The sequence below is a fragment of the Cupriavidus necator genome, assembly GCF_013141915.1.
Lineage (GTDB): Bacteria > Pseudomonadota > Gammaproteobacteria > Burkholderiales > Burkholderiaceae > Cupriavidus > Cupriavidus necator_B.
Genome location: NZ_SROX01000006.1, coordinates 25,424 through 49,873 on the forward strand (window position 1 = coordinate 25,424; position 24,450 = coordinate 49,873).

The window sequence follows — 24,450 nt, forward strand, 5'->3', positions numbered from 1 at the left end:
GTGAGATGGGGTTGGCGCGATCAGAAAATGTGCTTGATGCCCAGGCTGACGGAGTATCCATTGTCCCCGCTGCCCTGGTCGATCGGGATGGCGTTGATGGTGACGCTACTGCCTGGCGAATTGCGAATGTAGGCTACGCGGCTGTACACCAGCGTACGGCGCGACAGCGCGTGGTCCGCGCCGAACGCCATGCCCAGCGGCCGCTCGGTCATGCCCACCACGACGCGCTTGACTGCCGCGAGCTTGATCGTCCACGCCGGCGTGGCTACCCAGTCCATCGTCAGCGCATAGTAGCGGGCAGCCGCGGTGGCGGCGATCTGGCTCGCGCTGTAGCCGAAGAACGCACCCAGCTCCACCTTTTTGGCGAAGTTGTAGGTGCCGCCCACGTAGTGGGAACGCGTCTGGCCTTGCGGAATGGCGGCCGTGGCCGGCTTGTTGGTGCTGGCCTGGAAGCCATACATTAGGTAGACCGGCCCGCGCAGGTACTGGATGTTCGCGCCATAGGTACTGGCTTGCTGCATTTCACCGGGCACCTCGCCGAATGCATAGGTGGCCGACGCGGTCAGTCCGTTCCAGTCCGGCGTGCTATAGGTGATGGCATTGTCGACGCGCGATGCGTAGGGCACGTAGCCCGTGCCCTGGGCGCTCGACTTGGCGACCAGCGTGAACGGCGAGACCGCCGCATTGAGCGAGAAGGGATCGAGTCGCGCGATGACGTAGAAGGCGGGCGTGTACTGCCGCCCCATGCGCACTTCGCCCCAGTTGCCCTTCAGGCCGACAAGGGCTTGCCGGCCGAACATCGACCCGTTGCCGAAGAACTCGGCGCCCGTGTCCGTGCGGAAACCTGCTTCGGCGACGAATATCGCCTTCAGGTTGCCGCCCAGGTCTTCCACGCCGCGCATGCCGAACCGCGAGGCCGCCTGGCGGCCGTCGTCGACGCGGACTACGCTGCGCGAGCCCTTGGCGTACTCCACCGCCTGGTCCGCCACCCCGTACAATTGCACCGACCCGGCATGTGCGGCGCCGGCACCTAGAGCTAGGCCGCCAATGGCAAGTCGCCTCCTCCATCCTCCTCCCATTTCGTTCCCCCTCTTCTAAGAATTTCTTGTCGTATGGCTCAGCGCAAAAGTTAGAGGAAGAGGGCGGGAGGAAGGATAACGCCGGCGACTTGTCTGATAACGCAGCGGAATCGCAGGCTCGTAACACCCTGGTCATATACCGACTGGATTTAAGCAAGGCTTCCATGTGCCCGACTCATGGCTCCCGGATCGATCATTCAAGGCCGTGGCGTCTAATGACCAAGATGGGTCGACAGCGGTCTGGGGCGAATTCGTGTCAAGATGCGGCCCGAGAAGTTGGATCAATCACCGTGCAGGAACCGGGGGCCCGTTATGACACTTGTAGTTGCCCATGCTGACGAGGAATAGGTTTCATAGTCGCAGACACACTACTGAGCTCCTCGGTAGCGCTGCGTGGTGAGGCTTGACCAGTGGGCGGCACAGGTCATACCCTAAAGATTCATGTGCTATCCGGCCATGTGTCTGTGGCATTCGCTGGCGATCCAAGTTTGGCATGCGAGTTGATAGCCGAGATCAACAACGACATTCAGGGCGGGGAGGCACACGATATTCCCCATCAACTCCTTGCCGTACAGCGTGCAACGCGTGCCTATATTGGCGACCCAGAGGGATATAGGGTACTGACGAGCTTGATAGGTCCTAGGAAGGCCCCGAGCTTCGCCATGTACAGCTTCCAGACGGGTCATTTCGCTGCGAGCGCTTTGAAGCACCGACCTCCGAGCAATGGTTCATCAGAGTTTCCCATGCTATGGAATCTCTCTGTCATAGCCGATCAGTTGCGACCGTTGGCGCGATTTCAGATGCAATCACTCGCGTAGTTGATGCATGCAGCTCGGGCGAACTCGAATATATGCAAGCCGCTTACGCAGTCCGTTCAGTTGAGGAGGACTACACGGGATACACCCTTCTGGCTGCTAACGCCCGCCAGCGCGCCAATGGCCATATATTTTTACGCGGGAAGGTTTCCCCAGATTGCAGGGAAACGGAATTAGTGAGACCCAGCCGCTTTTCATGAGACTGGAAAAACGGAACGCGTGAGACTGGCTTGGGCTCGCGCGCGACGCGTAGTTGCGATGACATAAGGTCGGCGCGACTTCCGCCGTCGCCGGGCCGACAAGGCTACCGGCGAGAGGCAGCGGTCGATCCTGAAGCGCCTTTCAAAATTGGGACGCTGTGGCGACCGCTTTCGATGGAGCTGCACATCGGCGGCCAGCGGCTAGAGGTGAAGCTCGATGTTCTCGCGCCGCACCATGGCCCAGCCCGCACTGATCGCGACTTGGAGCGTAGGGGAACACTGGCATGGCTCTGACGTGCCGCCTCTTTCGAGCGCCCAGCGCTTTTCGGCCGGCACGGCGCAGATGATATCTGCAGCAGGTCGGCAGTCGTCGGGGTCACTATGGGCGCCAAATAACGGTAACGGGGGCATTTCGGCCGCAGCGCAAGTCTTCAAGCGCGCAGCGGAATGCCGCAACTTGGCGTGGACCGATAATGGAGTCGTTCCGCTAGTCAATGATTGAAGCCCTGACTTCGGCCAGTAGCGTCGTACTCAACGTTGGCGGTTTGGCTGCGTCTGAGGCGGGTATTTGAAAAGGGCTGGCCGCGAAGTGCCACGCCCCATTGCCCTACTGGTCTCCGAGAAGCGCCACCGTCAGGTCCACTAACGCCCGCAAGCGTGCCAGCCGCCGCAGGTCGCGGTGAATTCCCAACCAAACGTCTCGCCCTGGCGGCGCCTCGCCCAGATCGATGCGCCGCAGGTCGGGCGTCGCATCGCCCAGCGCGCAAGGCAGCACTGCGAAGCCACCGCCCTCGGCGCACATGCGTGCCTGCACGCCACGGTTGTTGCTACGATAAGCAATACGTGCCCTGGGTAGCATTCGCCCGGCCCATGTCACGTCAGGAAGCGTGCCAAAAGCGGTATCCATACCGATGAGCGCGGCTCCTTGGCCGTCGCCGGCATGGGGCACCACCAAGTCCCGGTGACCGTACAGGGCGTACTGCATGTGCAACAGCTTGCGCTGGATCACGTCGGGCTCCTCAAACGGCGTGATGCGAAAAGCCAGGTCGGCCTCGCGGCGCGCCAGGCTGTATTGGCGGGAATCCGTCACCAATTCCACCGATACCTCCGGGTGCTGCCTGAGAAACGAGGCAAATACCGGGGTCAGCACATGCATGCCGAACCAGTCGGACGACGTGACACGCAGCGAGCCGGTCAGCGTGTTGCCCTGCCCGGCCAGTGCTCTGGAAAGTCCGAGTGCTTCTTCCTCCATGCGCTCTGCGTGGACAAGGGCGGAGCTACCTTCATCTGTCAGCACTAGGCCGTCGCTGGTCCGGTGGAAAAGGGAGTGCCCTACTGCATCCTCAAGCGCCCTTAGGCGACGGCCCATGGTCGGTTGTGTCTGGCCAATCACTCGCGCCGCCCCACCTAGCGTTCCGGCTCGGGCGATAGCGAGGAAGATCCGGACATCGCTCCATTCGAGTCTGCGGTCATTCATTTTTGATTGGATGTCGTTCACAATTTTTTATTTCCATGCGATTACGCATAAACCATCATGAGTCCAACGACGCGCGGAAAGCAAGCCCTCCTAGCGTGATGACCGAACCGAAACTCAGGAGATGACAATGTCCATGCAGGCCCTGGTACTGAACCAATACAATGGCCCCCTCAAACCCACCACATTGGCCATGCCCGCCCCCGGCCCCGGCCAGGTTCTGGTGCGCATCGCTGCCAGCGGCCTCAACCCGCTCGACACCAAGATCCGGGCAGGCGCCGCCGCGCATGCGCGGCATCCGCTGCCGCTGGTGCTGGGCATCGACATGGCTGGCACGGTGGAGGCAGTCGGCGCGGGCGTTACCACTTTTCACCCCGGCGACGAAGTTTACGGCATGACCGGCGGCGTGGCCGGGCTTCAGGGTTCGCTCGCGCAGTACGCCGCCGTTGACGCCGACCTGCTGGCCCGCAAGCCATCGAATCTGTCCATGCGCGAAGCCGCGGCCCTGCCGCTGGCTTTCATCACTGCCTATGCCGGTATCGTCGATCGGGCGCACCTGCGGACCGGCCAGACCGTGCTCGTCCAAGGCGGCGCCGGCGGCGTGGGCCATATCGCGGTGCAACTGGCACGCGCGCTGGGCGCCACAGTGTTTGCCACGGCCAGTGAGAAGGATCTTGACCTGGTGAGCGAGCTCGGCGCAACGCCCATTGACTACCGCGCGCAGCCCGTCGAAGCATACGTCGCCGCGCACACGCAGGGTGAAGGCTTCGAGCTGGTCGTCGACACGGTCGGCGGTCCGACGCTGGACGCCTCATTTGCCGCCGTCAAGCACTTCGGCCACGTGGTCAGCGCGCTCGGCTGGGGAACGCATGCGCTGGCCCCGCTGTCGTTCCGCGAAGCCACCTACTCCGGCGTGTTCACACTCTATCCGCTGCTCACCGGCAAGCTGCGCGCCCATCACGGCGAGATCATGAGCGAGGCCACGCGGCTGGTGGAAAGCGAACTGTTGCGGCCGGTGGTCGATCCGCGCCGCTTCACGCTGGCGCAGGCGGAGCAGGCATACGAACTTGTCACCGCAGGCACCGCGCGCGCCAAGGTGGTCGTCGAGATCGAATGATGGCTGGGACGGGACTACGCCTTCTCGCCGGCCCGCTGGTGTGCTGAGCATGGCTGGGGAGCCGTCCAACGAATTCGTACTTCGCGTCAGGGCAGTCTCACTAGTTCCAGTTCTAAGACCAGCGAGCGACGACCGAAGTAGTTGATAAGTCGTTGAATTTTCGGAAGACGCATTCTCACGAATTTCCAGTTCCTCACAAGATTTTTTGTAGGAACGCGGAATTAGCCGGACTACCGATCAGATTGCTGGACTGGAAATCCGGAATTAGCCGGACTGGGGTGAATGCCGTGACGTTCAGCTAGGACCTGACAGCAACCGCCGCTTGTGTTCCAAACAAAATGGAACGCTGCACTAGGTCGCCGCATCGCCCTGCGCCAGTGCTGCGATCAGGTCCATCAGCCACATCAGTCCGGCATCGCTGTCCCGCGCGGCCGTCCAGACCGACATCACGGTGAACTCCGGCATCGGCACGGGGGAAGGCGCATCGCGCAGGCCGGCGCTGTTGCACCATTGGCCGGCGAGTACCGCCGGCACCGTCGCCAGCGCGGGGCTTCCCATGAGGATCGCCGGCACGCTGGCAAAGCGTGCGCTGCTGTAGCGCACGTCCCTTGCCTGGCCCCGTTCCGCCAGCCAGGCGTCGGCCGCGCTGTCGAAGGCGCCGCGATAGGACACCAGCACATGGGGAAACCGCAGGTAGTCACGCAGCGACAGGCCCTGTCCGGCGCGCAGCGGCGCCGCGCCATAGACACAGCGAAAGCCCATGGTCCGCAGTGCGCGCTCGCGCCGCCATGCCGGCCCCCTGACGAAGGGGCCGATGCCGAGGTCCATCTCGTTGCGCTCCAGCATGTCCGTGCCACGGAACGGGTCGGTCGGCACGATGGCCAGCCGCACGCGCGGGGCCAGCGCATCGAGCCGGGCCAGTAGCGCCGGCGCAAGCCACAGTTCCACCCAATCGGGCATGCCCACGACAAAGGTCCGGTCCGACGTGGGCGGGTCGAACTCACGCCGTTCGAGGAGGGCGGTCTCGATATCTCCGAGTGCCGGCATCAGCCGCCGCTCGAGTTCCAGGGCGCGTTCGGTCGGCTCCATGCCGCGAGCGGTCCTGACCAGCAGCGGATCGTCAAACAGCTCCCGCAGCCGCGCAAGCGCACCGCTGACGGCCGGCTGCCCCAGGTGCAGGTGCGCCGCCGCTCGCGAGACGCTGCGCTCGCGCAGCAACACGGCCAGCGTGACCAGCAGGTTCAGGTCGACGCCGCGAAAATGGCTTTCCTTGATACTCACCTTGGCTACCTTCCGTCGGATTTGGCAGCATTGAACTATCGCGCGATGCCCGCGGCAAGGCAAGCCGTTATCGTCATCGCAGCGCCGGCGTACTGGCGGGCGGGCGGCGGTGGCGGGTCAGTTGCTCGAAAGCCGACGCCAGCGGCAGCAGCAGCGCATCGCTGCCTGCCCGGCCTAGCCACGACACGCCAGCGGGAACGCCGGCCGACGTGAATCCCATCGGCACGCTGATCTCCGGAAAGCCGGCGGCGCTCGCCATATGCATCGGCGCCAGGGGCTGTTCGGCGCGGCAGTGGTAGGTGGCATCGGCCATGTCGAAGCGCGGCGATGCAGGGCATGCCAGCGTGGGGAATACCAGCGCCTCTACGCCGTCGGCACGGAAGATATCGTCGAGCATGGCGCCGAAGCGGCGTGCCGCCAGGCCATCGACTTGCGGCGGCAGGTCTCGCGTCTCGTACGCTTGCCGTAGCGCGGCAAGGGTAAGCGGATTCACCGGATGGCGGCCATCCGTTGCGGCCATGCGCGCAAGCAACGCGGACGTATTGCCAGGCGCGCCGGCAGGCAACTGCCCCAGCCAGGCATCGAGCCCGCGCACCCATTCAGCGCGGGCGATATCGCCCAGCAGGTCGGTGTAGAGCGTGCGCGCGCCCGCCGGCAGGCGCACGAGTATGGTCTCGGCGCCTGCCTCACGCATGGTCTGCGTCGCCGCCAGGAAGCGCAGATCGATCTCGTCGTTGCCGCCCGCGAAGTCGGTCACGATGCCCAGCCGGCAGCCGCGCATCGACGCTGGCGTGTCGATGAAACCTGCGCCTGGGACCAGCGCGTCCAAAACGACGGCCGCATCGGCGGCACTGCGCGCCACCGGTCCTACGGTATCGAACGATGCTGCCAGCGGCAGTACGCCTTTCGCCTCAAGCAACCCATGGGTCGGCCGCATGCCGGTCAACGCATGCACACAGGCCGGACCGCGCACGGAACCGAACGAGTCGGTGCCAAGTCCGAAGGCCGCGAAGTTGGCCGCCACCGCCGCGCCGGTGCCGCTGCTGGAACCGCTGGCATTGCGCGACAGGCGATAGGGATTGCGCGTCAAGCCGTTGGCGGAGCTGTAGCCGAAGCGGCCGTTGGAAGCGGCCAGCTCCGACATATTGGCCTTGGCCAACACGATGGCACCGGCTTCGCGCAGGCGCGCCACGCACGGCGCGTCCGCGTTCGGATAAGCCTCGCGCAACGCCGAACACCCGGCAGTGGTGGGCATGCCGACGGTATCGATGTTGTCCTTGACCACCATGGGAATGCCGTGCAACGGCCCGCGCGGGCCGCTTGCGCGCAGTTCCCGGTCCAGTGCACGCGCCTCGTGCATGGCGGCGGGATTGACGCAACTGATCGCATTGATCAGCGGGCCGGACTTATCGAAGGCGGCGATGCGGGCGAGGTAGAAGGCGACCAAACCGGCCGCGGAAACGGTGCCAGCGCGCATGGCGGCAGCGAGTTCCCGGAGGGAGGCTTCGAACGGGTCGAAGCCGTCAGTCGGAGCAGCGGAAGAATTGGGAGTCATCGTCGATCCTTCGGTAGGCGTGCAGTATTGGCCCGCCGGTGCCAGCAGGCAATGGATGTTTTATCGGTCCATCTTTCCATCCCGGAATGAATGCACGACAATGCCGGCACGCGCCCCCGCAACCGGAATCGGCTTCCTGCCACGCCTACCGACATGAAAAGTACAAACGGCCGCCACCTGCCCGCGCTGGCGAACCTGATTGCATTCGAGACTACGGCGCGCACGGGCAGCGTCACCGGCGCGGCCGAAGAGCTGTGCCTGACGCAAAGCGCGGTCAGCAAGCAGATCACCGAGCTGGAATCCTTCCTCGGCGTGCGCATGCTGAACCGCCGCAAGGGCGCCGTGGCGGCGACGCCTGCCGGCGAGGAATACCTCAAGAGCGTGCGCAAGGCCCTGGCCATGCTGGAGGAAGCCACGATGGAAGTGCAGTCGGGGCGCGCCTCGGGCGGGCGACTGAACCTGTCGGTGCCGGTGTCGCTGGGCAATATCTGGCTGTTGCCACGCATGCTCAGGTTCGCGCGCGAACAGCCGCATATCCAGCTCAACGTTACCACCAAGGTCGGGCCGGTCGACCTCGAAAGCACCGGGCTCGATGCCGCCATCATGTATTGCGCGGGTCCGCCACCGCGCCATTTCAGCCTGAAGGTCATGCCGCTGGAACTGTATCCGGTGTGCGCCCGTGAATTGCTGCCGGCCGGCACTACGCTGGCCAAAGCGGTGAAGCGTCTGCCCTTGCTGCACCAGAACGCCGCGCTGGAAGCGTGGCCTGCCTATCTTGAGCAGACCGGCATCAAGCTCGCGCGCCCGGATGACGGCCCGCGTTATGGCCTGCTGACCATGGGCCTGCAGGCCGCCCTCGGCGGGATGGGCCTGGCGCTGCTGCCGGAGTATGTTGCCGGCGAAGACATCAAGGCTGGCCGGCTGCTGCGCCTGTCCGACGAGCCCTACGTCTCGCCCAAGGCCTACTACTTCATCTGCCGCGAGGACAAGCGCGACAGCCCTGCGATGGAGACCTTCATCGCGTGGCTGCTGGAGCAGACCGCCGGCGCAAACAGGCGCTAGGCGCTACCGCTGCGCCTTCACCAGGGTGGAGGTGACGAAGCGTCCGGGTCGGCTGCTGGCCGGCTGACCGTCGCGAAGGGTCGCCTTCCCCGCGACGAACACGTGCCGCACACCAACGGAAGGCTGCCGCGGATCATCGAAGGTGGCGCGATCCTGGATCGTCGCCGGATCGAAGACGGTAATGTCCGCGACATGGCCGGTCCTGAGCTCCCCGCGCCGCTCCAGCCCGAAGCGCTGTGCCGGCAAGCCGGTCATCTTGTGCACCGCGCGCTCCAGCGGGAACAGACCCAGGTCGCGCGAGTACAAGCCGAGCACGCGCGGGAACGTTCCCCACAGCCGCGGGTGCGGCGTTTCATCGGAAGGGATGCCGTCGGAGCCGACCATCGTGTCGGGATAGGCCAGGATGTCGCGCACGTCGGTCTCGTCCATGATGAAGTACACGGCACCGCCCGGCACCAGCGCCTGGGCGACTTCATGCCGTGAGCGGCCCCATTCCTGCGCAAGGTCTTCGAGGTAGCGCCCGGCGGCTTCAGGGTGCGGGGCCGACCAGGTGATCAGGATGCGGTCGCATTGATGCACACGCTCGGGCCGCAACATGGTCGACGACGCCGCATACGGATAGCAGTCCAGACACAGCGGCATGGTTTCGGCCAGCCCGCGCACCTGCGCCAGCGTGTGGCGGCTGCGTCCGTGATTCTGCTTGCCCACCAGCTTGTGGTGCGAGATTACCGTCGATACCCCCAGTGCCTTGCCGATGCGCGCGGTCTCGTCGATCGACTCGCCGATGTTGTCGCTTTCATCGCGCATATGGGAGACCAGCACGCCGCCGAGCCGCTTCATCGGCTCGCACATGCGCACGATCTCATCCTCGGGCGCCGCGGCCGATGGCGGATAGAACGTGCCGGTGGACACCCCGATCGCCCCCTGGCGCAGCGCGGCGTCGACGTCTTGCCGCATGCCTTCGATCTCCGCATCGCTGGCGGGCAGGCCAAGCTGGCGCAAATGCCTGGCGCGCAGCGTGGACTGGCCGACCAGCACCGCGACATTGACCGCGGCCGGCTGCGCCGCGAACGATTCACGGTAGGCTCGCACGGAATCGAAGCGGTAGCCGCCGCGCATGATGTCGAGCGGAGCCGGCGGGATGCTGTCGGTCACCAGCGGGAACAGGCTGATGCCGCAGTTGCCGGCGATGATGGTGGTGACGCCCTGCGTGACCTTGGGCAACATCTCCGGGGACTGGAACACCATCCAGTCGTCGTGTGTGTGGGTGTCGATAAAGCCGGGGGCGACGATCAGGCCGGTGGCATCGACTTCGGTGTCCGCCCGCGCCGCCGCGAGGTTGCCGATCGCGGCGATCTCGCCGTTCAACACGCCAATGTCGGCGGCGCGACGCGGCGCGCCGGTGCCGTCGATGAGGTCGCCGCTGCGGATGATCAGGTCATAGTGCATTTGCATGGCGCGCTCCTCAATCGACCCTGGCGCCGCTCTTGCGCACCAGCTCGCCGAACTTGACGGTCTCCGTTGCGATCAGTTGCTGGAAGTCGCGCGCGGTGCCGCCCAGCGGATCGAACGAGAGCTTGTCCAGGTGCGCACGAAAAGCCGGATCCTTGATGATGGCGTTGACTTCCCGGTTCAGGCGCTCGATGGCCTCGGCAGGCGTGCCCGGCGCGGCCACAAGTCCCGCCCATGCGGTCAGCTCGTAGCCCTTCAGGCCGGCCTCCGCCATGGTCGGCAGGTCCGGGAATTTCGGCGAGCGCTTGCTCGACGTCACCGCCAGCGCGCGCACGCGGTTAGACACCACGTAGGGCCCGATCGACGGCACGTTGTCGAACATCAGCTGTACGTTGTTGCCAACGAGATCCTGCAGCGCCGGCGTGCTGCCCTTGTAGGGCACGTGGGCGATGTTCAGGCTGGCCATGACCTTGAACAGCTCGCCGCCCAGGTGGCTGGTGGTGCCGTTGCCGGCGGAGCCCATCGACAGCTTGCCCGGATTGGCGCGGGCATAGGCCACCAGTTCCTGCGTGGTCTTGACCGGCAGCGACGGGTTGACCGCAAGGATATTGAAGGTCGTGACCAGACCGACAATGGGCACCAGCTTGTCGGGGTCGTAGGGCAGCTTGCTGTAGAGGAAACGGTTGGTCGACAGCGTGGCGTTGTTGCCGTAGCCGATCGTGTAGCCGTCCGCCGGCGCGGCAAGCAGCGCTTGCATGCCGATATTGCCGCCCGCGCCTGGCCGGTTCTCGACGATCACGGCCTGGCCGAGCCGCTTCGACAGCGCATCGCCGAACAGGCGCGCAACGATGTCCGGTGCGCCACCCGGCGCGGTCGGTACGAGCAGGCGCACCGGCTTCTCCGGCCATGCCGCCTGCGCCGCCGCCGGCGCCAACAGCAGCGCGCCGAAGATCCCCGCGGCAAGTGCTTGAATTGCTGTCTTCCTCATGCTGATTTCCTCGTCATCGTGGTGTAACTGTGGAGTTGAGTATCAGCGCCGGCCCGGCGCCAGCCTAGTGAAGTTTTGTGGTTGGATAGTTTCCGTGGCGGAATGAATGCCGCGGGGGCCACACTCCGCGCCGCACCTCCGGTGCGATATCGCCGACGACGATGCCGGCGATCATTCCAAACGATTTGTGCCAGGCCGCTCAGGCCACCAGAATCCTCACAACACGCCACAGACCGCCGTTCGCGGTCTACTTCGAGGCAAGCACAAATGAACACTCCCCACTCCCCGCTAACGCCCTCCCCGTGGCAGCGCGCGCTGCTGGTCGGTACTTTTCTCTGGTCGGTGGTTGCCATGCCGGCCCATGCCGCGGCGCCCCAGCTCGGCACCCAGGCACCCGGCTACTACCGGATGAAATTCGGCAAGTTCGAGGTCACCGCACTGTCGGACGGCACCGTCAACGTACCGATCGGCAAGCTGCTCAAGCATGCGTCGCACGAGCACATCGCGTCGCTGCAGGCGCGCAGCTACCAGTCCACCGAGCCCGAGACCTCGATCAACGCCTTCCTGATCAACACCGGCCAGCAGTTGGTGCTGGTCGATGCCGGTGCTGGCAGCCTGTTCGGTCCTGGCGTCGGCGGCAAGCTACCGGACAATATCCGCGCCGCCGGCTACCAGCCCGAGCAGATCGATGCGGTGCTGCTGACTCATATCCACGTGGATCACTCCGGCGGGCTCGCGGTCGACGGCAAGCCCGTGTTCCCGAACGCTGTGGTCTACGTCGACCGCCGCGATGCCGATTTCTGGCTCAACCCCGCCAACGCCGCAAAGGCGGCATCCGGCCAGCGGCATAACTTCGCGCAATCGGAAGCGGTATTCGCGCCTTACCTGAAGGCCGGAAAGGTCCGGCCCTTCGACGGGGAGCAGGAACTGTTCCCCGGCATCCGTCCGGTGCGCATGCCGGGCCATACGCCGGGCCACGCGTTCTACGAGATCAGCAGTGAAGGGCAGCGCCTGCAACTGTGGGGCGATACCATCCACGCGCAGCACGTGCAGTTTCCGGAGCCGGGCGTGGCCATCGATTTCGATGTGGACTCCACCGCAGCGGTGAAGATGCGCAAGCTGGCGATGGCTGACGCCGCGGCCAAGGGCTATTGGGTGGGCGCGGCGCATATCTCGTTCCCGGGCCTCGGGCATGTGCGGCGCCAGGGCAAGGGCTATGCATGGGTGCCGGCCGAGTACAGCATGGGACGAGAAAAGGCGGAGGTGGGCGCGTCGCACTGAGACTCCGCGCCCTGCTCAACCGTGCTTTTTCCGCGGTAATGCGGCCGCCATAGCGCTCGAGCAGCGCGTAGCTGATGGACAGGCCGAGGCCGGTTGCTACCTGCTTCTTGGTGGTGAAAAACGGATTGAACAGATTGGGCAGGTCTTCAGGCCTACCAGCACGCCCACCACCAGATCCCCTGTATTGCGGGGCCAGGACGGCCGGTTCGTTATGGTGACACCAGCGTAGATTTCCAGCGGGCGGGTCGGTGTATAAATTGAGAGGTAGGGAGGAAGTACAGTGTTGCGCGGTGCCCGCCACCGGCTGCAATGCAGCCGGCGAAGCGCATACTATTTCACGCTAGGGGACGTTGCCAGCAGCAAGCCACCACAGCCGGCCCAAAGATTAGCGGCCTGAAAGGGGATCATGCCCATGGATCGCAGAAAGTTTCTTGCCGCAGGCGCCGGCCTGGGTCCGGCCCTGGCCGCGGGATCGTTGATCGCCGCCACGACCTCCCGGGCGCAGACGCCGCCGGATCCCCGCACGCAGCCCCCCATGTCCAGCGCCCGACGTGGCGCAGGCCGCAAGGCCCGCGTGTTCATCACCGGCTCGTCCGACGGGCTGGGCCATGCCGCGGCCCGGACGCTGCTTGCCGACGGCCACCAGGTGGTCGTGCACGTCCGCTCGCAGGCCCGGCTGCCAGCCGTGAAAGCCCTCGTGGACCAGGGGGCCATCGCCACGATCGGCGACCTGTCGGAGGTTGCGCAGATCCGCGATCTCGCCCGCCAAGTCAATGCGATCGGCCGGATGGACGCCGTCATTCATAACGCCGGCGTCATCTCCGGTGCGCAAGTGCTGGTGGTCAACGTCGTGGCGCCGTACCTGCTCACGGCGCTGGTCCAGCGTCCCCGGCGCCTGATCTACCTGAGCAGCAGCATGCACCGGGGCGCACGCGCCACGCTTGCCGGGATGGACTGGTCGGGCCGCACCGCCACGGGCGGCTACTCGGAGAGCAAGCTCTTTATCACTACCCTTGCCGCGGCCGTTGCGCGCCTGTGGCCCGGTGTGATCAGCAACGCCGTCGACCCAGGGTGGGTGCCGACGAAGATGGGTGGCCCGGATGCGCCGGACAACCTGCGGCTGGGGCACCTGACGCAGGAGTGGCTCGCCACCAGTGACGACCCCGCGGCGCTGACGAGCGGCGGCTACTGGTACCACCAGCAGCGCCAGAGGCCACATCCCGCCGTCAACGACATCCGTTTCCAGGACTTGTTGCTGGCCGAACTGGCGCGTGCCACCGGTACCAGGCTGGGCTGAGTGGCCGCGGGCGCTGCGGGTCTAGAGGTGCGCGCCGTCACCGCCGCGGTCGCGGAAATCCTGCGGTCAACCTCAGCTGGCGAACCGGTGCATGCCGAGCGGTAGCGGCACCGGGTCCGTCTTGACCATCATTCCATCTGGAGCCCCACCGTCCTCGTCATGGCCTGGTAGGTCGGCCAGGTGCGGCCGATGAACCGCTGCAGCGCTTCACCGGTCAGGGGCGTGTCCTGGCTGCCCAACTGCTCGCGCACATTCCTGACCGCTTCCGATTCGGTGACCGACTGCCGCACCAGCGTGGCGAGCGTCGAGACGATGCCGGCAGGCAGCCCGGCGGGCCCCAGCAGCATGTTGCACTCGGCCAGGTTGCTGAACACGGGGTCCGAGATGCCTTCGTCCGTCCAGGTCGGTATGCCGGGCAATTTGGCCGAACGCGGCCCGGAGATCACCAGCAGCGGCTTGAGCCCGCCGGACGCCAACCCACCCGACATGCCGAGCAGCGAACCGGCGCCGATATCGATATGACCGGCCAGCAGGTCGCCGATCATCGCCCCCGTGCCCTTGTAGTTGATGATGTCGAGCTGGGCCCCGGTCAGCTTCTTCAACTGAGCCACCATCAATTGCCACCCCGAACCGATGCCGTAGTTGCCGACGCTGACCGGCCGCTTCTGCGCCAGTGCGATCAGTTCCTTGAAGGTGTTGGCGGGCAAACCCTTGGTCGCCACCATCACGCCGACGCCGGTACTCATCGACGCGACCGGCGTGAGCTCGCGCGAGGGGTCGATCGGCGGCTTCTTCAGCAGCACCGGCGCCTGCGCCAGCTGGCTGTGCAAGGTGCACAGCAGCGTGCACCCGTCGGGCTTTGCACGGGCCACTGCCTCGGCGGCGATCATGCCGATGCCGCCGGGCTTGTTTTCCACCACCACAGGCACCTTCAGCCTGGCGGAGAAGAACTCGGCGAACGCGCGCGCGGTGCTGTCGTTGGACGAGCCCGGCGCCTGCGCCGCAATGATCCGGATCGGGCGCGAGGGCCAGTCGCTGGCAAGCGACTGGCGGGGTAGCAGCCAGGGTAGCGCAGCCGCGGCGCCGAGCAATTGGCGTCGGCGCAGGTTGACGGTATCCGCGGGCAAGTCGTTGCCCGGACCAGGTATGGAATGCATGGGTCTTCTCCCGAATGCTTCAAGCCCGCGCCCGCACTGGAACGCGGGCACCCTGGCCGCGGCAATGCGCCACGGCCGGCACGGATGGCATGCCGTTACATGCCGATCAGGTCGGCGCGCTGCACCAGGTTCCTGACGATGCGCACCGAGGCGATGTCGATCATCTTGCCCTCGTACTGGACCGCGCCCAGGCCTTGCGACAGCGCTTCGTCATAGGCGCGGATCATGTCGCGGGCACGTGCCACGTCGGCAGCGGCGGGCGAGAAGACATCCTGCGCGAGTTCGACCTGCGACGGATGTATGGCCCACTTGCCAACCATGCCGAGGATCATGGCGCGGCGCGCTTCCTCGCGGAACGCGTCGGGGCTGCGGAAGTCGGCGAACGGGCCGTCGACGGCATCGAGCCGGTGAGCGCGCGCGGCAATCGTCAGTCGCTGACGCTGGTAGTGCCAGATGTCGCCCGGATAACCTCCACTGCCGCCGATGTCGCGCATGGACACACCCTGGCTGGCCGAGTAGTCGCCCATGCCGAAGATCAGGCATTCCAGCCGCGGTGTCGACGCGGCGATGGCTTCGACGTTCATCATCGCCTCGACTTCCTCGATCAGCACGTCGATGCCGATGCGGTGGCGCAGGCCGAGCTTCTTTTCCATCATCGACAGCAGCTTGTCGACAAACTGCACGTCCGCCGCCGCCATGGCCTTGGGCAGCATGATGACATCGAGATTACGGCCGGCACCCTCGACCACTTCAATGATGTCCTCGTAGGCGTATTCGGTGGTCAGATCATTGATGCGCACGCAGCGCGTGGTGCGGCCCCAGTCGAGCCCGTTGAGAGCGTCGACGATCTTGCGCCGTGCCGGGCGCTTTTCGCTGGGTGCCACGGCGTCTTCCAGGTCGAGGAAGACGAAGTCCACGCCCATGGCCGCGGCCTTGGTCATCATCTTCTCGCTCGAGCCCGGCACGGACAGCTGGCAGCGGCGCAGCCGCTTGATCTTCTCCTGCATGATGTTGTCTCCTGCTTGTTGTATTCGTGTTGTCTGTCGCTTCGCCACGACGTGGCCCGATGCTTACTGCACCACGCCTTCCGCGCGCAGCGCGGCGATCTCGCCGGCATTGAAACCGAGGTCGGCGAGGGTACGGTCGGTGTGCTCGCCAATCATCGGCGCCCGCTGCCGTACGCCTCCAGGCGTGGCACTCATGCGCACCGGACTGCCGGCAATCGTCAGCGCGCGCGCAGCGCCGGGCTGCTCGGCCTCGACCAGCATCCCGCGGATGCGGAAATGCGGATCGTCGAAGATGTCGGCGGCATCGAACACCGGCCCGAACGGCACCTCGCCGCCGAGCATTCCAGCGAGCGCGCGCTTGGTGTGACGCACGGTCCAGGCGGCGACCGCCTGCTCCACCTCGGCGCGGTGGCGAACGCGCAGCTCGTTGGTGGCAAAGCGCGGATCGTCGGTCCATGGCGGATGGCCCATCCGTTCCACCAGCAGCCGCCAGAAGCGGTCGTTCGGCACCCCCAGGCTGATATAACCGTCGCTGGCCGGGAACAGGCCGAACGGGCACAGCAGCGGATGACCGTTGCCCTCCGGTCCCGGCGCCTGTGCCGAGGCGCTGTACTGGAACACCATGCGCTCGCACACGGCCAGCACGGCGTCGACCATGGCCACATCCACGAACTGGCCACGACCGGTGCGCTGCGCATGCCAGCACGCCGCCGCCACGCCATAGGCCAGGAACATGGCCGGCACGATATCGCCGACGCCCGGGCCGATCTTGGTCGGTGCGCCACCGCGCTGCGGACCGGTAATGCCCATGATTCCGCCCATGGCCTGCGCGACGGGATCATAGGCGGGCCAGCCGGCGTAGGCGCTCGCGCCGCTGCGTGGGTCGCCGAAGCCGCGCAGCGCCGCGTACACGAGTTTCGGGTTCTCCTCCGCGAGCCGTTCATAGCCCAGCCCGAAGCGCTCCATCACACCGGCGCGGTAGTTCTCGACCAGCACGTCGGCGCCGCGCACAAGCCGCAGCAGGGTCTCGCGCCCGGCGGGCTGTTTCAGGTCCAGCACCAGCGATTCCTTGTTGCGGTTGATGGAGCCGAAGTAGCCGCCAAACCCGCCTGCTTCCATCCGCAACGCGCCCTCGAGATGCGGGCCGTTGCGCCGGGTCTGGTCGCCCCCGGGCGGCTCGATCTTGATCACGCGCGCGCCCTGGTCGGCGAGCATCATCGAGCAATACGGGCCGGCCAGCATCTGGGTCAGGTCGAGCACCACCATGCCGTCGAGCGCGCCGCTGGGGTGGCCATCCGTGCTCATCGTCCGCCCCAATGGCTCTTGCGCTTGATCAGCGCGGTGCGTTCCGCCTGCACGCACAGCTTGTCGTCCTGATTGACGCCGTAGTGGCGGAAGCGGACGATGCCGGCATCCTCGCGATCGGCGTCTTCCTTGGCCAGCACCTCGGTGAAGGCGTAGAGCGTGTCGCCGTGGAACACCGGATGCGACAGGCGGATCTTGTCCAGCGTCAGTTCTTGCAGGCATTGCTCGGCGGTGTCCTGCGCGGCAAGCCCGAGCACCATCGACAGGTTGATCCCGCCGAAGACCACGCGTTGCGCGAAGATGCCGCCGGCGGCTCGCCGCATGGCGTCCTCGTTGAAGTGCCCTTCGGCCGTATTCATGACCATGTTGGTCAGCATGACGTTGTCCATCTCGGTCACCGTCTTGCCGCGCGCATGGCGGATCAGCATGCCCGGCTCGAAGTGCTCGAAGTACCCGTCGGAGCTGGTAAGTGCGCCGAGTTTCATGCCGCCTCCTTCGATTGCCGGACCTGCCCCCCGAATGCGCGGCCGGCGATCATGCCCTCGACCTCGGACTTGCCGAGCAAGCTGTTGGCGATGATGCGTTGCTGGATCTCGGAAGTGCCTTCGAAAATCTTGGTGAGGCGTGCGTCGCGCCAGTAGCGCTCCACCGGGAACAGCCTGGTATAGCCCGCGCCGCCGAAGATCTGCAGCGCCTGCGAAGTCACGCGCTCAGCCATCTCCGAGGCGAAGTACTTCACCATCGACGCCTCCTTGTCGCAGCGGCGCCCGCTGTCGATCTCGTTGCAGACGAAGTAGAGCAACTGGCGCGCGGCCTCGACCTCGGTCGCCATGGTGGCGATCTTGAAGCGGATCGCCTGGTACTCGGCGATCGGCATGCCGAACTGGCGGCGTTCCAGCGAATAGGCGATCGCGTCTTCCAGCGCGCCCTGCGCCAGCCCGATCGCTCGGGCCGCCGTATGCGCGCGAGCGCCCTCCAGGCCCTTGGCCATCAGCAGGAAGGCCTTGCCCTCGGGGCCCATCAGGTTGCGCCTGGGCACGCGCACACCGTCGAGCGCCAGCTCGAAGGTCTTCCAGCCGAAATACCCGATCTTGGGGATCGGCGAGCCGGTCATGCCCGGCGGGAAGCCGCCCCGCTGCTTCTCGATCATGAAACACGAAATCCCTTCCCAGCGCTTGTCGGGCGATGGCGGCGCCGAGGTGCGCGCGAACAGGATCAGGTAGTCGGCGCCGTCGGCAAAGGTGCACCAGTATTTGTTGCCGGTCAGCACCCACTCATCGCCATCCGGCACGGCGCGGCACGAGATCGAGGCCAGGTCGGAACCGGTATCCGGCTCGGACAACGCGCTGGCATTGAGAAATTCGCCGCGCACCACGCGCGGCAGGTATTCGTGGCGCATGTCTTCGGGCATCGACTTCATGATCCAGCCGCCCTGTGCACGCGCCACGATCGACGCCACCGACATCCAGCCTCGCGACAGCTGCTCGCAGATCAGGCAATACTCGAAGATTCCCAGGCCGAGGCCGCCGTACTCCTCCGGGATGGTGATGCCGAAGTAGCCCATCTCGGCCATCTTGTCGCGCAGCGACATCGGGATCTCCGCATCCGGGCCGTCCAGCGCATTGGCAACCGGCAGCACCTCTTTCATCGTGAACTCGCGCGCCGCATCGCGGATCATGCAACGCGCTTCCGTCATGTACCCCAGACCGTCTCCTGACATGCTTATCCCCTCATCCTGACCAGATTGGTACGCTTGAATTCGATCACCGCATCGCCCTGCTGATTGGTGCCGTGCGTGTGCCACGTAACGATGCCGTAGCCGGGCCGGTTGCTGGCCGGCCTGCGCGACACCACGACGGAGCCGGCATAGAGCGTCTCGCCGGGGTAGACCGGGCGCAGGTAGGCCAGCTCGTCGACACCGAGAAAGGGACCGCCGCCCTCGGACAGGTCTTCCACCGACAATCCGAATACGGTGTTGAACACCAGCAGCGGATTGACCGGCACGCCGGGGTGGCCGTTAGCCCGCGCCACCGCCTCGTTGGTGTACTGCGGGTTGTAGTGCAGCGTCAGCACCGAGAACATTGTGTTGTCCGACACGGTGACGGTGCGGCCCCAGTGGTGGTTAAAGCGGCGGCCCGGCTCGAAATCCTCGTAGCGGTTGCCGCGGCCGCGCAGCCTGGCCTCGGCTTTCAGGCGCGCGACCACCGGATCGGTGGGGATCTCGGGGACGTGCCCGATGGCGGGTTGGGTGGATGTCATTGCATTGCCTCAAACAAAGGTTCGACGGAAGGAAGCCGGTCGAGCGTGTCGACCACCGACACCAGCTTCGCGAACTTGGCCGCGCCGATGCGTGGCACGACGATGGCCTGCGCCTTGTCGACCAGGCGCCGCCACTGCATGGCGAGGTCCGTGGCCGGCACCGCGACATTGACCTGCGCGCGCAGCGTGCGGCCGTCGCGCGTCAGGATCTCGACCGTGGCGGCGTTGCGGTCCGGACCAGGCACCACCTGCAGCGCGATCCGTTGCCGCGCCCTGACATAGCGCTGCGCGAGCGCGGTCTCTGGCGAATACAGCGCGAGCGACGCCGTGGGCGCGCCGTCCATCGCCAGCGCCGCCAGATGCTGGATCGCGAACTTGATCTCCAGGCCGGTCTGCGGGTTGGCGATATCGCACACGCCGCGATGCGGGCCGGACACGAAGATGGTCATCGACTCGAGCGCGTCCAGGTCGACACGGTGCTCGCGGCAGGCCTGGCGCACGGCTTCGATGGTGGAGTGCGTGAGGTAGCAGGACGCATGGAATTTGAACAGCGTGCGTTCGATCGCCATGCCTGCGCGGCCCTCGAAGGTCGCCGGAAACGCTGGCGCGGCGGGCGCCTGGGTGCGGCCGAAGCCTTGCTCGCACTCGATGCCGCTGGCATTGGCAGTGAAGCCGCGCGCGGCCAGGCGGGCCGCGATCACACCGTTCATGGCGGCCTTGCCCGCGTGCAGCGGCTTGGCCATGGTGCCGAACATGCACTTGAGTCCGGCCGCCTGCGTCGCCGCGAGGCCGAGGGCGTTGGCGGTGCGCGCGGGGTCCAGACCAGCCAGCCGCGCACAGGCCGCTGCCGCGCCCAGCGTGCCGGTGGTGCCGGTAGGGTGCAGCCCGAGGCGATACTGCTCCGCACCCACCACCTCGCCGACCCGGCTTTCGACTTCATGCCCCAGGATCAGCGCGCGCAGCAGATCCTTGCCGCTGGCGCCAGCCACCTGGGCCATAGCCAGCGCGGCGGGCGCCACCGGCACGGTCGGGTGCCCGTGCATAGCCGAGGCAACATCGTCAAAGTCCAGGGCATGGCCCGCGGCGCCGTTGATCAGCGCAGCCTGCGCCGGTTCCGCACGTAGCGGGCTGCCCACCAGCGCGCACGGCAGGTCGCGCAGGCCGGCATATTCGGCGACGAGCATTTCGACCAGCGGCTCGCGCGCGGCGGCGAGGGTCACCGCGATCCAGTCGAGCATGGCATGGCGCGCCCAGGCGAAGGCCGGCGCGCCGAGCTCGGCATCGTCAACCGTGCTGGTCCAGTCGGCCAGCGCCCGGGTGAAGCCGGTGCGGTCCGCGGCGTTGTCGAAGGTAAGTTCAGGTTCCACCGGAAGCATCGCCGCGTTGCCGGCGCCATGTTGTTGTCGATGGACCCAGTATTGGCGAACGCCGACGGGCGCGGCATCACATATGTGATGAATCCCGGCCGCTGGCATCCATCACATATGTGATGGATGTGCGCGCGTGGGGGACCGAAACTTTCGTCCGTGGCCGTGCGCGGCGCCCAGTACCGCGCATGGCCGCCCTATGCCGCCTTCGTCAACCTTTTCGCGTCCACGACGCCACCGCTCATGACCATGACCCAGCCCGCACCCCGCCGCTCTGTGCTGTATGTGCCTGCCACCAATACCCGCGCCATCGAGAAGGCGCGCCACCTTCCCTGCGACGCCATCGTGTTCGACCTGGAAGACGCCGTGGCCCCGGCGATGAAAGCCCAGGCCCGGGATAACCTGTCCAGTGCGTTTGCCGCGCAGCCGTTCGCTGCGCATGAAACGGTGATCCGGGTCAACGCGCTGGCAACCACCGAGTTCGATGCCGATCTGCGCGTGGCCGCCACATGCGGGCCCGATGCCATCCTGCTCCCGAAGGTCGACACCGGTGCGGACCTGGAGCGCTTCGCCGCGGCCATCGGCGCCATCGCCAACGGCCCGGCGCCCAGGTTATGGGCCATGATCGAAACGGCCGCCGCGATCCACCATATCGACGGCATATTGCAAGCCGGCCAGCGCCGGCAGGTGCAACTCGACTGCCTGGTGGTGGGCACCAATGACCTGGCCAAGGAAACCGGCGTCTATCCGGGCGACCATCGCGCGTACCTGCTGCCCTGGCTGATGGCGGTGGTGCTGGCGGCAAAGCGCCATGGCACGGACGTGCTCGACGGTGTGTGGAATGACTTTGGCGACCGCGCCGGCTTCGACAATGAAGTGCTGCAGTCGGTCAGGATGGGCTTTGACGGCAAGACGCTGATCCACCCGTCGCAGGTCGATCCGGCCAATGCGGCGTTCACGCCGTCAGACGCCGCCACTGCCGAGGCCCGGGCGATCGTCGCGGCCTTCGCGCGGCCCGAGCATGCCGCCGCGGGCGTGATCAACCTGGACGGGCGCATGGTCGAGCGCCTGCACCTGGAACAAGCCACGCGCCTGCTGGCGCGGCTCGACGCCATCCGGGCGCGCAGGGAGCGGCCCGCCCACTGAACGCGCGCGCCAGTGCTCAGCAGTCCTGGGCCACGGCCAGCACCGCGGCCAGCAGCTTCTTGCGGCGCGCGTGCAGGCGCGCCACCGGGCCGCCGGTGCCGATGCCCAGCCACTGTCCGCGGATGGGTGTGGCCATCAGCGTGGCAATCACGCCAGCCCCCGGCGTGGCCAGGCTGGCCGATTCGTAGTAGCCCTGGCGACGCGCCAGCGCGATCTCGCGCAGGATCTCGGCGGGTCGTGCCAGGGGCTCGCCGGCGGCCGCCTCGGCATTGTAGCGGCGCAGCAGGCGTCCGATCTGCTCGTCCTCCATCCGGCTCATCAGCATGATGCCGATCGCGGTGCGATGTATGGGCCGGAGAATGCCGGACGATACAGACAGGCGCAGCGCATGGCTGGATTCGATCACGGACAGGTATTGCAGCATGTTGCCGCTCTGGCGGCCCAACAGCACGGTCTCGCCGGTTTCGCTCGACAGGCGGCGCATGGCGTCGTGCACCGATGCGCCGGCGCCTTGCTTGCGCGTGGTCCAGCCGCACAGGAAGGCGACCCGCACCGACGGGCAATAGGTGCGCAACTGCGCGTCGAACTCCATGTAGCCACGCGCGACCATGGTCCGCAGCAGCATCGAGACACTGGACTGCGGGATGCCGAGCCGCTCGGCGATCTCGCCGACGCGCAGCGGCCGGCGCACGCGCTCGAACAGTTCCAGCAGGTCGAACACGCGATTTGCCGACTTGACCATGCCGCTGTCCATGGCAATCCCTCCCTGGCCCGCGCCGCTGCGGCGCTGTCTCGTCTACAACAACCACTCCCCGATCAGCCGCAGGATTTCCGCCTTAACGGCGGCCGGGTCCATGGAGGCCCGGTTCAGGCGATGCACGGAGATACCGCGCAGCAGGCTCATCAGAATGAAGGCCGCGGATTTTGCATCGACGTCAGCGCGGATCTGCCCCAGAGCCTTGGCTTCGTTGATCTTGTACTCGACGTAGGCCATGTTCTTTTCATTGTAGTCGTGGACAAAGCCATGCAGCGGCGAGTCCGCCACGGACGAGTCGAGTACGATGAAGAACATCGCCCGGATACTGTTGACCGCGCTTTCCGGGCGCTGGGTGTAGGCGTCCACCAGCGAATAGATGCCATGAATGCCGCTGGTATCGCTGCCATCCTTCTTGCGCCGCGCATTGAATTCACGCGACAGCTGTTCCAGGCACTCCTCCAGCAGCTTTTCCTTGGAGCCGAAGTGCGTGTGCGCCAGGCCGCGGCTATAGCCTGCCCTGGTGCCGACTTCATTCATGGTCAGCCCCGCCAGGCCTTTCTCGGAAATCAGCTCGATAGCGGCCTGCACCATGCGGCTGACGGACTCTTCGCGCCGTTGCTCCTGGGTGCGACTGGATTGCTGCTTCATAGGTAGTGAATGTGATGCCGCCTGCGGTGGTTGGTGGTGTCGTCGTGCCTCGTGTCGACCAAAGATCCGGCTGGTTCAACGCGAATCGTGCCGTACCAGATTGTACCGAAGGGAAATGCGTGCTTTCCAGGCAGCGCTGCCCCGCCGAGCCGCGTGCAATGCCGGCTGCCGCGTGCGCAAGTTGCCGGCGCAGCGGTGCGGGCCCGGCGGCTCAGCCGGGCTGGATATTGGCCTTTTCCGCCACACGCTTGAAGCGCAGGTATTCCGCGCGCTGGAATTCGCCCAACTCGCCCAGCGCCTTGTTCAGGAAAGTGCCGGCACGCTTGGCCTGGTAGGCCTTTGCCTCTTCCGTCTTCTGCGCGGCGGAGATGGCTGCGGCAAGCTCGTTGAGCTTGTCCTGCGGGGTGCCGGCCTTCATCGAGAAAGATGACCAGACGTAGGATTCGAAGTCTGTGTAGCCCAGTTCCTTCATGGTCGGGACATTGGGCAACAGCTTGTCGCGCACCCCGCCGGTGATGGCAAGCACGCGCAGCTTCTTGCCCTTTTCCATGGGAGCGATGCCAGTGATATCGTTCAGGCCGATGTCCAGCCGGTTGCCGATCACGTCCGTCACCATCGGCGCGCCGCCCTTGTAGGGCACCGGCGTGGTCTTGATGCCCGTCGCCTGCGCCAGCCACTCGCCCACCAGCCGGTAGCCTTCGGAATAGTTGCCTACCGAGATTGGCTTGCCGGTGGTCTTGTAGGCGGCCACCACATCGGCAATGGTGTGGTACGGCGAATCGTTGCCAGCCACGAAGGCGGCGGCCGAGATGCCCACACCGTGCAGCGGCACCAGGTCCTTGAACGGGTCGTAACCCAGGTTCTTCACCATCACCGGATTGACCGCGATCAGCGAGTTGCTGCCCAGCAGGATGGTATTGCCGTCAGCCGGCTCCGCCAGCACGGTGCGCACGGCGATGAGACCGCTGGCGCCCGGCTTGTTCTCGACCACGATGGCGCGGCCCAGGGCCTTGCCAATCTGCTCCGCGTAAAAGCGCGCGCCCTCGTCCGAGCCACTGCCCGCCGTGAACGGCACGATCACACGAATCGCCTTGCCCTGCGCCCGCGCGATGCCGGGCAATGCCAGCGTTACCGCGCCCGCCAGCAGGGTGGCGCCGAATTGTCTGCGTTGCATGTCTTTGTCTCCGTTATCGATTGTCATGG

General features: G+C 66.1%; 21 protein-coding genes and 1 pseudogene. 5 read left to right on the forward strand and 17 right to left on the reverse strand.

What is annotated here, in order from left to right:
• Positions 1–20: 20 nt before the first annotated feature.
• Together E5S69_RS13350 and E5S69_RS13355 are read right to left on the reverse strand one after the other, a co-directional pair.
• Entirely contained in the window at positions 21–1,079 is a 1,059-nt protein-coding gene (locus E5S69_RS13350) for a porin (protein ID WP_171515137.1), read from the reverse strand.
• Between the two features lie 1,622 nt (positions 1,080–2,701).
• A complete protein-coding gene (locus tag E5S69_RS13355) occupies positions 2,702–3,571 on the reverse strand; it encodes a LysR family transcriptional regulator (protein WP_171515362.1) in 870 nt (289 codons plus the stop codon).
• A gap of 127 nt (positions 3,572–3,698) precedes the next feature.
• Here E5S69_RS13355 and E5S69_RS13360 point away from each other — a divergent pair, with 127 nt between their 5' ends.
• A complete protein-coding gene (locus E5S69_RS13360; RefSeq protein ID WP_171515138.1) occupies positions 3,699–4,685 on the forward strand; it encodes a zinc-dependent alcohol dehydrogenase family protein in 987 nt (328 codons plus the stop codon).
• A gap of 351 nt (positions 4,686–5,036) precedes the next feature.
• Here the strand turns inward: E5S69_RS13360 and E5S69_RS13365 are convergent, their stop codons facing one another.
• On the reverse strand, positions 5,037–5,966 hold the full coding sequence (locus tag E5S69_RS13365) for a LysR substrate-binding domain-containing protein (protein ID WP_171515139.1): 930 nt from the start codon (positions 5,964–5,966) through the stop codon (positions 5,037–5,039).
• 73 nt (positions 5,967–6,039) lie between these two features.
• The gene (locus tag E5S69_RS13370) at positions 6,040–7,521 is read right to left on the reverse strand and encodes an amidase family protein (RefSeq protein ID WP_236901320.1); all 1,482 of its coding nucleotides are present in this window, start codon (positions 7,519–7,521) and stop codon (positions 6,040–6,042) included.
• Positions 7,522–7,674: 153 nt separating this feature from the next.
• Between E5S69_RS13370 and E5S69_RS13375 the strand changes: the two genes are divergently transcribed.
• A complete protein-coding gene (locus tag E5S69_RS13375; protein ID WP_171515140.1) occupies positions 7,675–8,583 on the forward strand; it encodes a LysR substrate-binding domain-containing protein in 909 nt (302 codons plus the stop codon).
• 3 nt (positions 8,584–8,586) lie between these two features.
• Here E5S69_RS13375 and E5S69_RS13380 read toward each other — a convergent pair whose 3' ends face one another.
• A complete protein-coding gene (locus E5S69_RS13380; RefSeq protein WP_171515364.1) occupies positions 8,587–10,032 on the reverse strand; it encodes an N-acyl-D-amino-acid deacylase family protein in 1,446 nt (481 codons plus the stop codon).
• A gap of 16 nt (positions 10,033–10,048) precedes the next feature.
• Positions 10,049–11,023, reverse strand: coding sequence for a Bug family tripartite tricarboxylate transporter substrate binding protein (locus E5S69_RS13385; RefSeq protein WP_171515141.1), 975 nt, complete (start codon positions 11,021–11,023; stop codon positions 10,049–10,051).
• A gap of 267 nt (positions 11,024–11,290) precedes the next feature.
• On the opposite strand from E5S69_RS13385, the gene E5S69_RS13390 reads away from it, so the two are divergent.
• Positions 11,291–12,304, forward strand: coding sequence for an MBL fold metallo-hydrolase (locus tag E5S69_RS13390; protein ID WP_236901321.1), 1,014 nt, complete (start codon positions 11,291–11,293; stop codon positions 12,302–12,304).
• Positions 12,305–12,389: 85 nt separating this feature from the next.
• On the opposite strand, the pseudogene E5S69_RS32940 reads toward E5S69_RS13390, so the two are convergent.
• A pseudogene (locus E5S69_RS32940) lies at positions 12,390–12,605 on the reverse strand (hypothetical protein); the annotation flags it as partial.
• A 234-nt stretch (positions 12,606–12,839) separates the two neighbouring features.
• Between E5S69_RS32940 and E5S69_RS13395 the strand changes: the two are divergent.
• Entirely contained in the window at positions 12,840–13,601 is a 762-nt protein-coding gene (locus tag E5S69_RS13395) for an SDR family NAD(P)-dependent oxidoreductase (RefSeq protein ID WP_236901322.1), read from the forward strand.
• A 128-nt stretch (positions 13,602–13,729) separates the two neighbouring features.
• Here E5S69_RS13395 and E5S69_RS13400 read toward each other — a convergent pair whose 3' ends face one another.
• The 7 genes from E5S69_RS13400 to E5S69_RS13430 all read right to left on the reverse strand — a co-directional run bounded on the left by E5S69_RS13400 (position 13,730) and on the right by E5S69_RS13430 (position 20,696).
• Positions 13,730–14,758 (reverse strand): Bug family tripartite tricarboxylate transporter substrate binding protein, encoded by a 1,029-nt coding sequence (locus E5S69_RS13400; RefSeq protein WP_236901323.1) that lies wholly within the window; start codon positions 14,756–14,758, stop codon positions 13,730–13,732.
• A gap of 95 nt (positions 14,759–14,853) precedes the next feature.
• Entirely contained in the window at positions 14,854–15,765 is a 912-nt protein-coding gene (locus E5S69_RS13405) for an HpcH/HpaI aldolase/citrate lyase family protein (protein WP_171515143.1), read from the reverse strand.
• 63 nt (positions 15,766–15,828) lie between these two features.
• A complete protein-coding gene (locus tag E5S69_RS13410) occupies positions 15,829–17,070 on the reverse strand; it encodes a CaiB/BaiF CoA transferase family protein (RefSeq protein WP_171515144.1) in 1,242 nt (413 codons plus the stop codon).
• Positions 17,067–17,555, reverse strand: coding sequence for a MaoC family dehydratase (locus E5S69_RS13415; RefSeq protein ID WP_171515145.1), 489 nt, complete (start codon positions 17,553–17,555; stop codon positions 17,067–17,069). The genes E5S69_RS13410 and E5S69_RS13415 overlap by 4 nt, the downstream gene beginning before the upstream one ends.
• Positions 17,552–18,766, reverse strand: coding sequence for an acyl-CoA dehydrogenase family protein (locus E5S69_RS13420; RefSeq protein WP_236901324.1), 1,215 nt, complete (start codon positions 18,764–18,766; stop codon positions 17,552–17,554). The genes E5S69_RS13415 and E5S69_RS13420 overlap by 4 nt, the downstream gene beginning before the upstream one ends.
• Before the next feature lie 26 nt (positions 18,767–18,792).
• Positions 18,793–19,329 (reverse strand): MaoC family dehydratase, encoded by a 537-nt coding sequence (locus tag E5S69_RS13425; protein WP_171515147.1) that lies wholly within the window; start codon positions 19,327–19,329, stop codon positions 18,793–18,795.
• Positions 19,326–20,696, reverse strand: coding sequence for an MmgE/PrpD family protein (locus E5S69_RS13430; RefSeq protein ID WP_336510593.1), 1,371 nt, complete (start codon positions 20,694–20,696; stop codon positions 19,326–19,328). Before E5S69_RS13430 ends, E5S69_RS13425 begins: the two co-directional genes overlap by 4 nt.
• A gap of 243 nt (positions 20,697–20,939) precedes the next feature.
• Between E5S69_RS13430 and E5S69_RS13435 the strand changes: the two genes are divergently transcribed.
• A complete protein-coding gene (locus E5S69_RS13435; RefSeq protein ID WP_236901325.1) occupies positions 20,940–21,842 on the forward strand; it encodes an HpcH/HpaI aldolase/citrate lyase family protein in 903 nt (300 codons plus the stop codon).
• Between the two features lie 16 nt (positions 21,843–21,858).
• Here the strand turns inward: E5S69_RS13435 and E5S69_RS13440 are convergent, their stop codons facing one another.
• From E5S69_RS13440 to E5S69_RS13450, 3 genes are all read right to left on the reverse strand, one after another.
• Entirely contained in the window at positions 21,859–22,584 is a 726-nt protein-coding gene (locus E5S69_RS13440) for an IclR family transcriptional regulator (RefSeq protein WP_171515149.1), read from the reverse strand.
• Between the two features lie 54 nt (positions 22,585–22,638).
• Positions 22,639–23,247 (reverse strand): TetR/AcrR family transcriptional regulator, encoded by a 609-nt coding sequence (locus E5S69_RS13445; protein ID WP_236901326.1) that lies wholly within the window; start codon positions 23,245–23,247, stop codon positions 22,639–22,641.
• 211 nt (positions 23,248–23,458) lie between these two features.
• Complete coding sequence (locus E5S69_RS13450; protein WP_171515150.1) at positions 23,459–24,421, reverse strand: Bug family tripartite tricarboxylate transporter substrate binding protein; 963 nt, start codon at positions 24,419–24,421, stop codon at positions 23,459–23,461.
• Positions 24,422–24,450 lie beyond the last annotated feature (29 nt).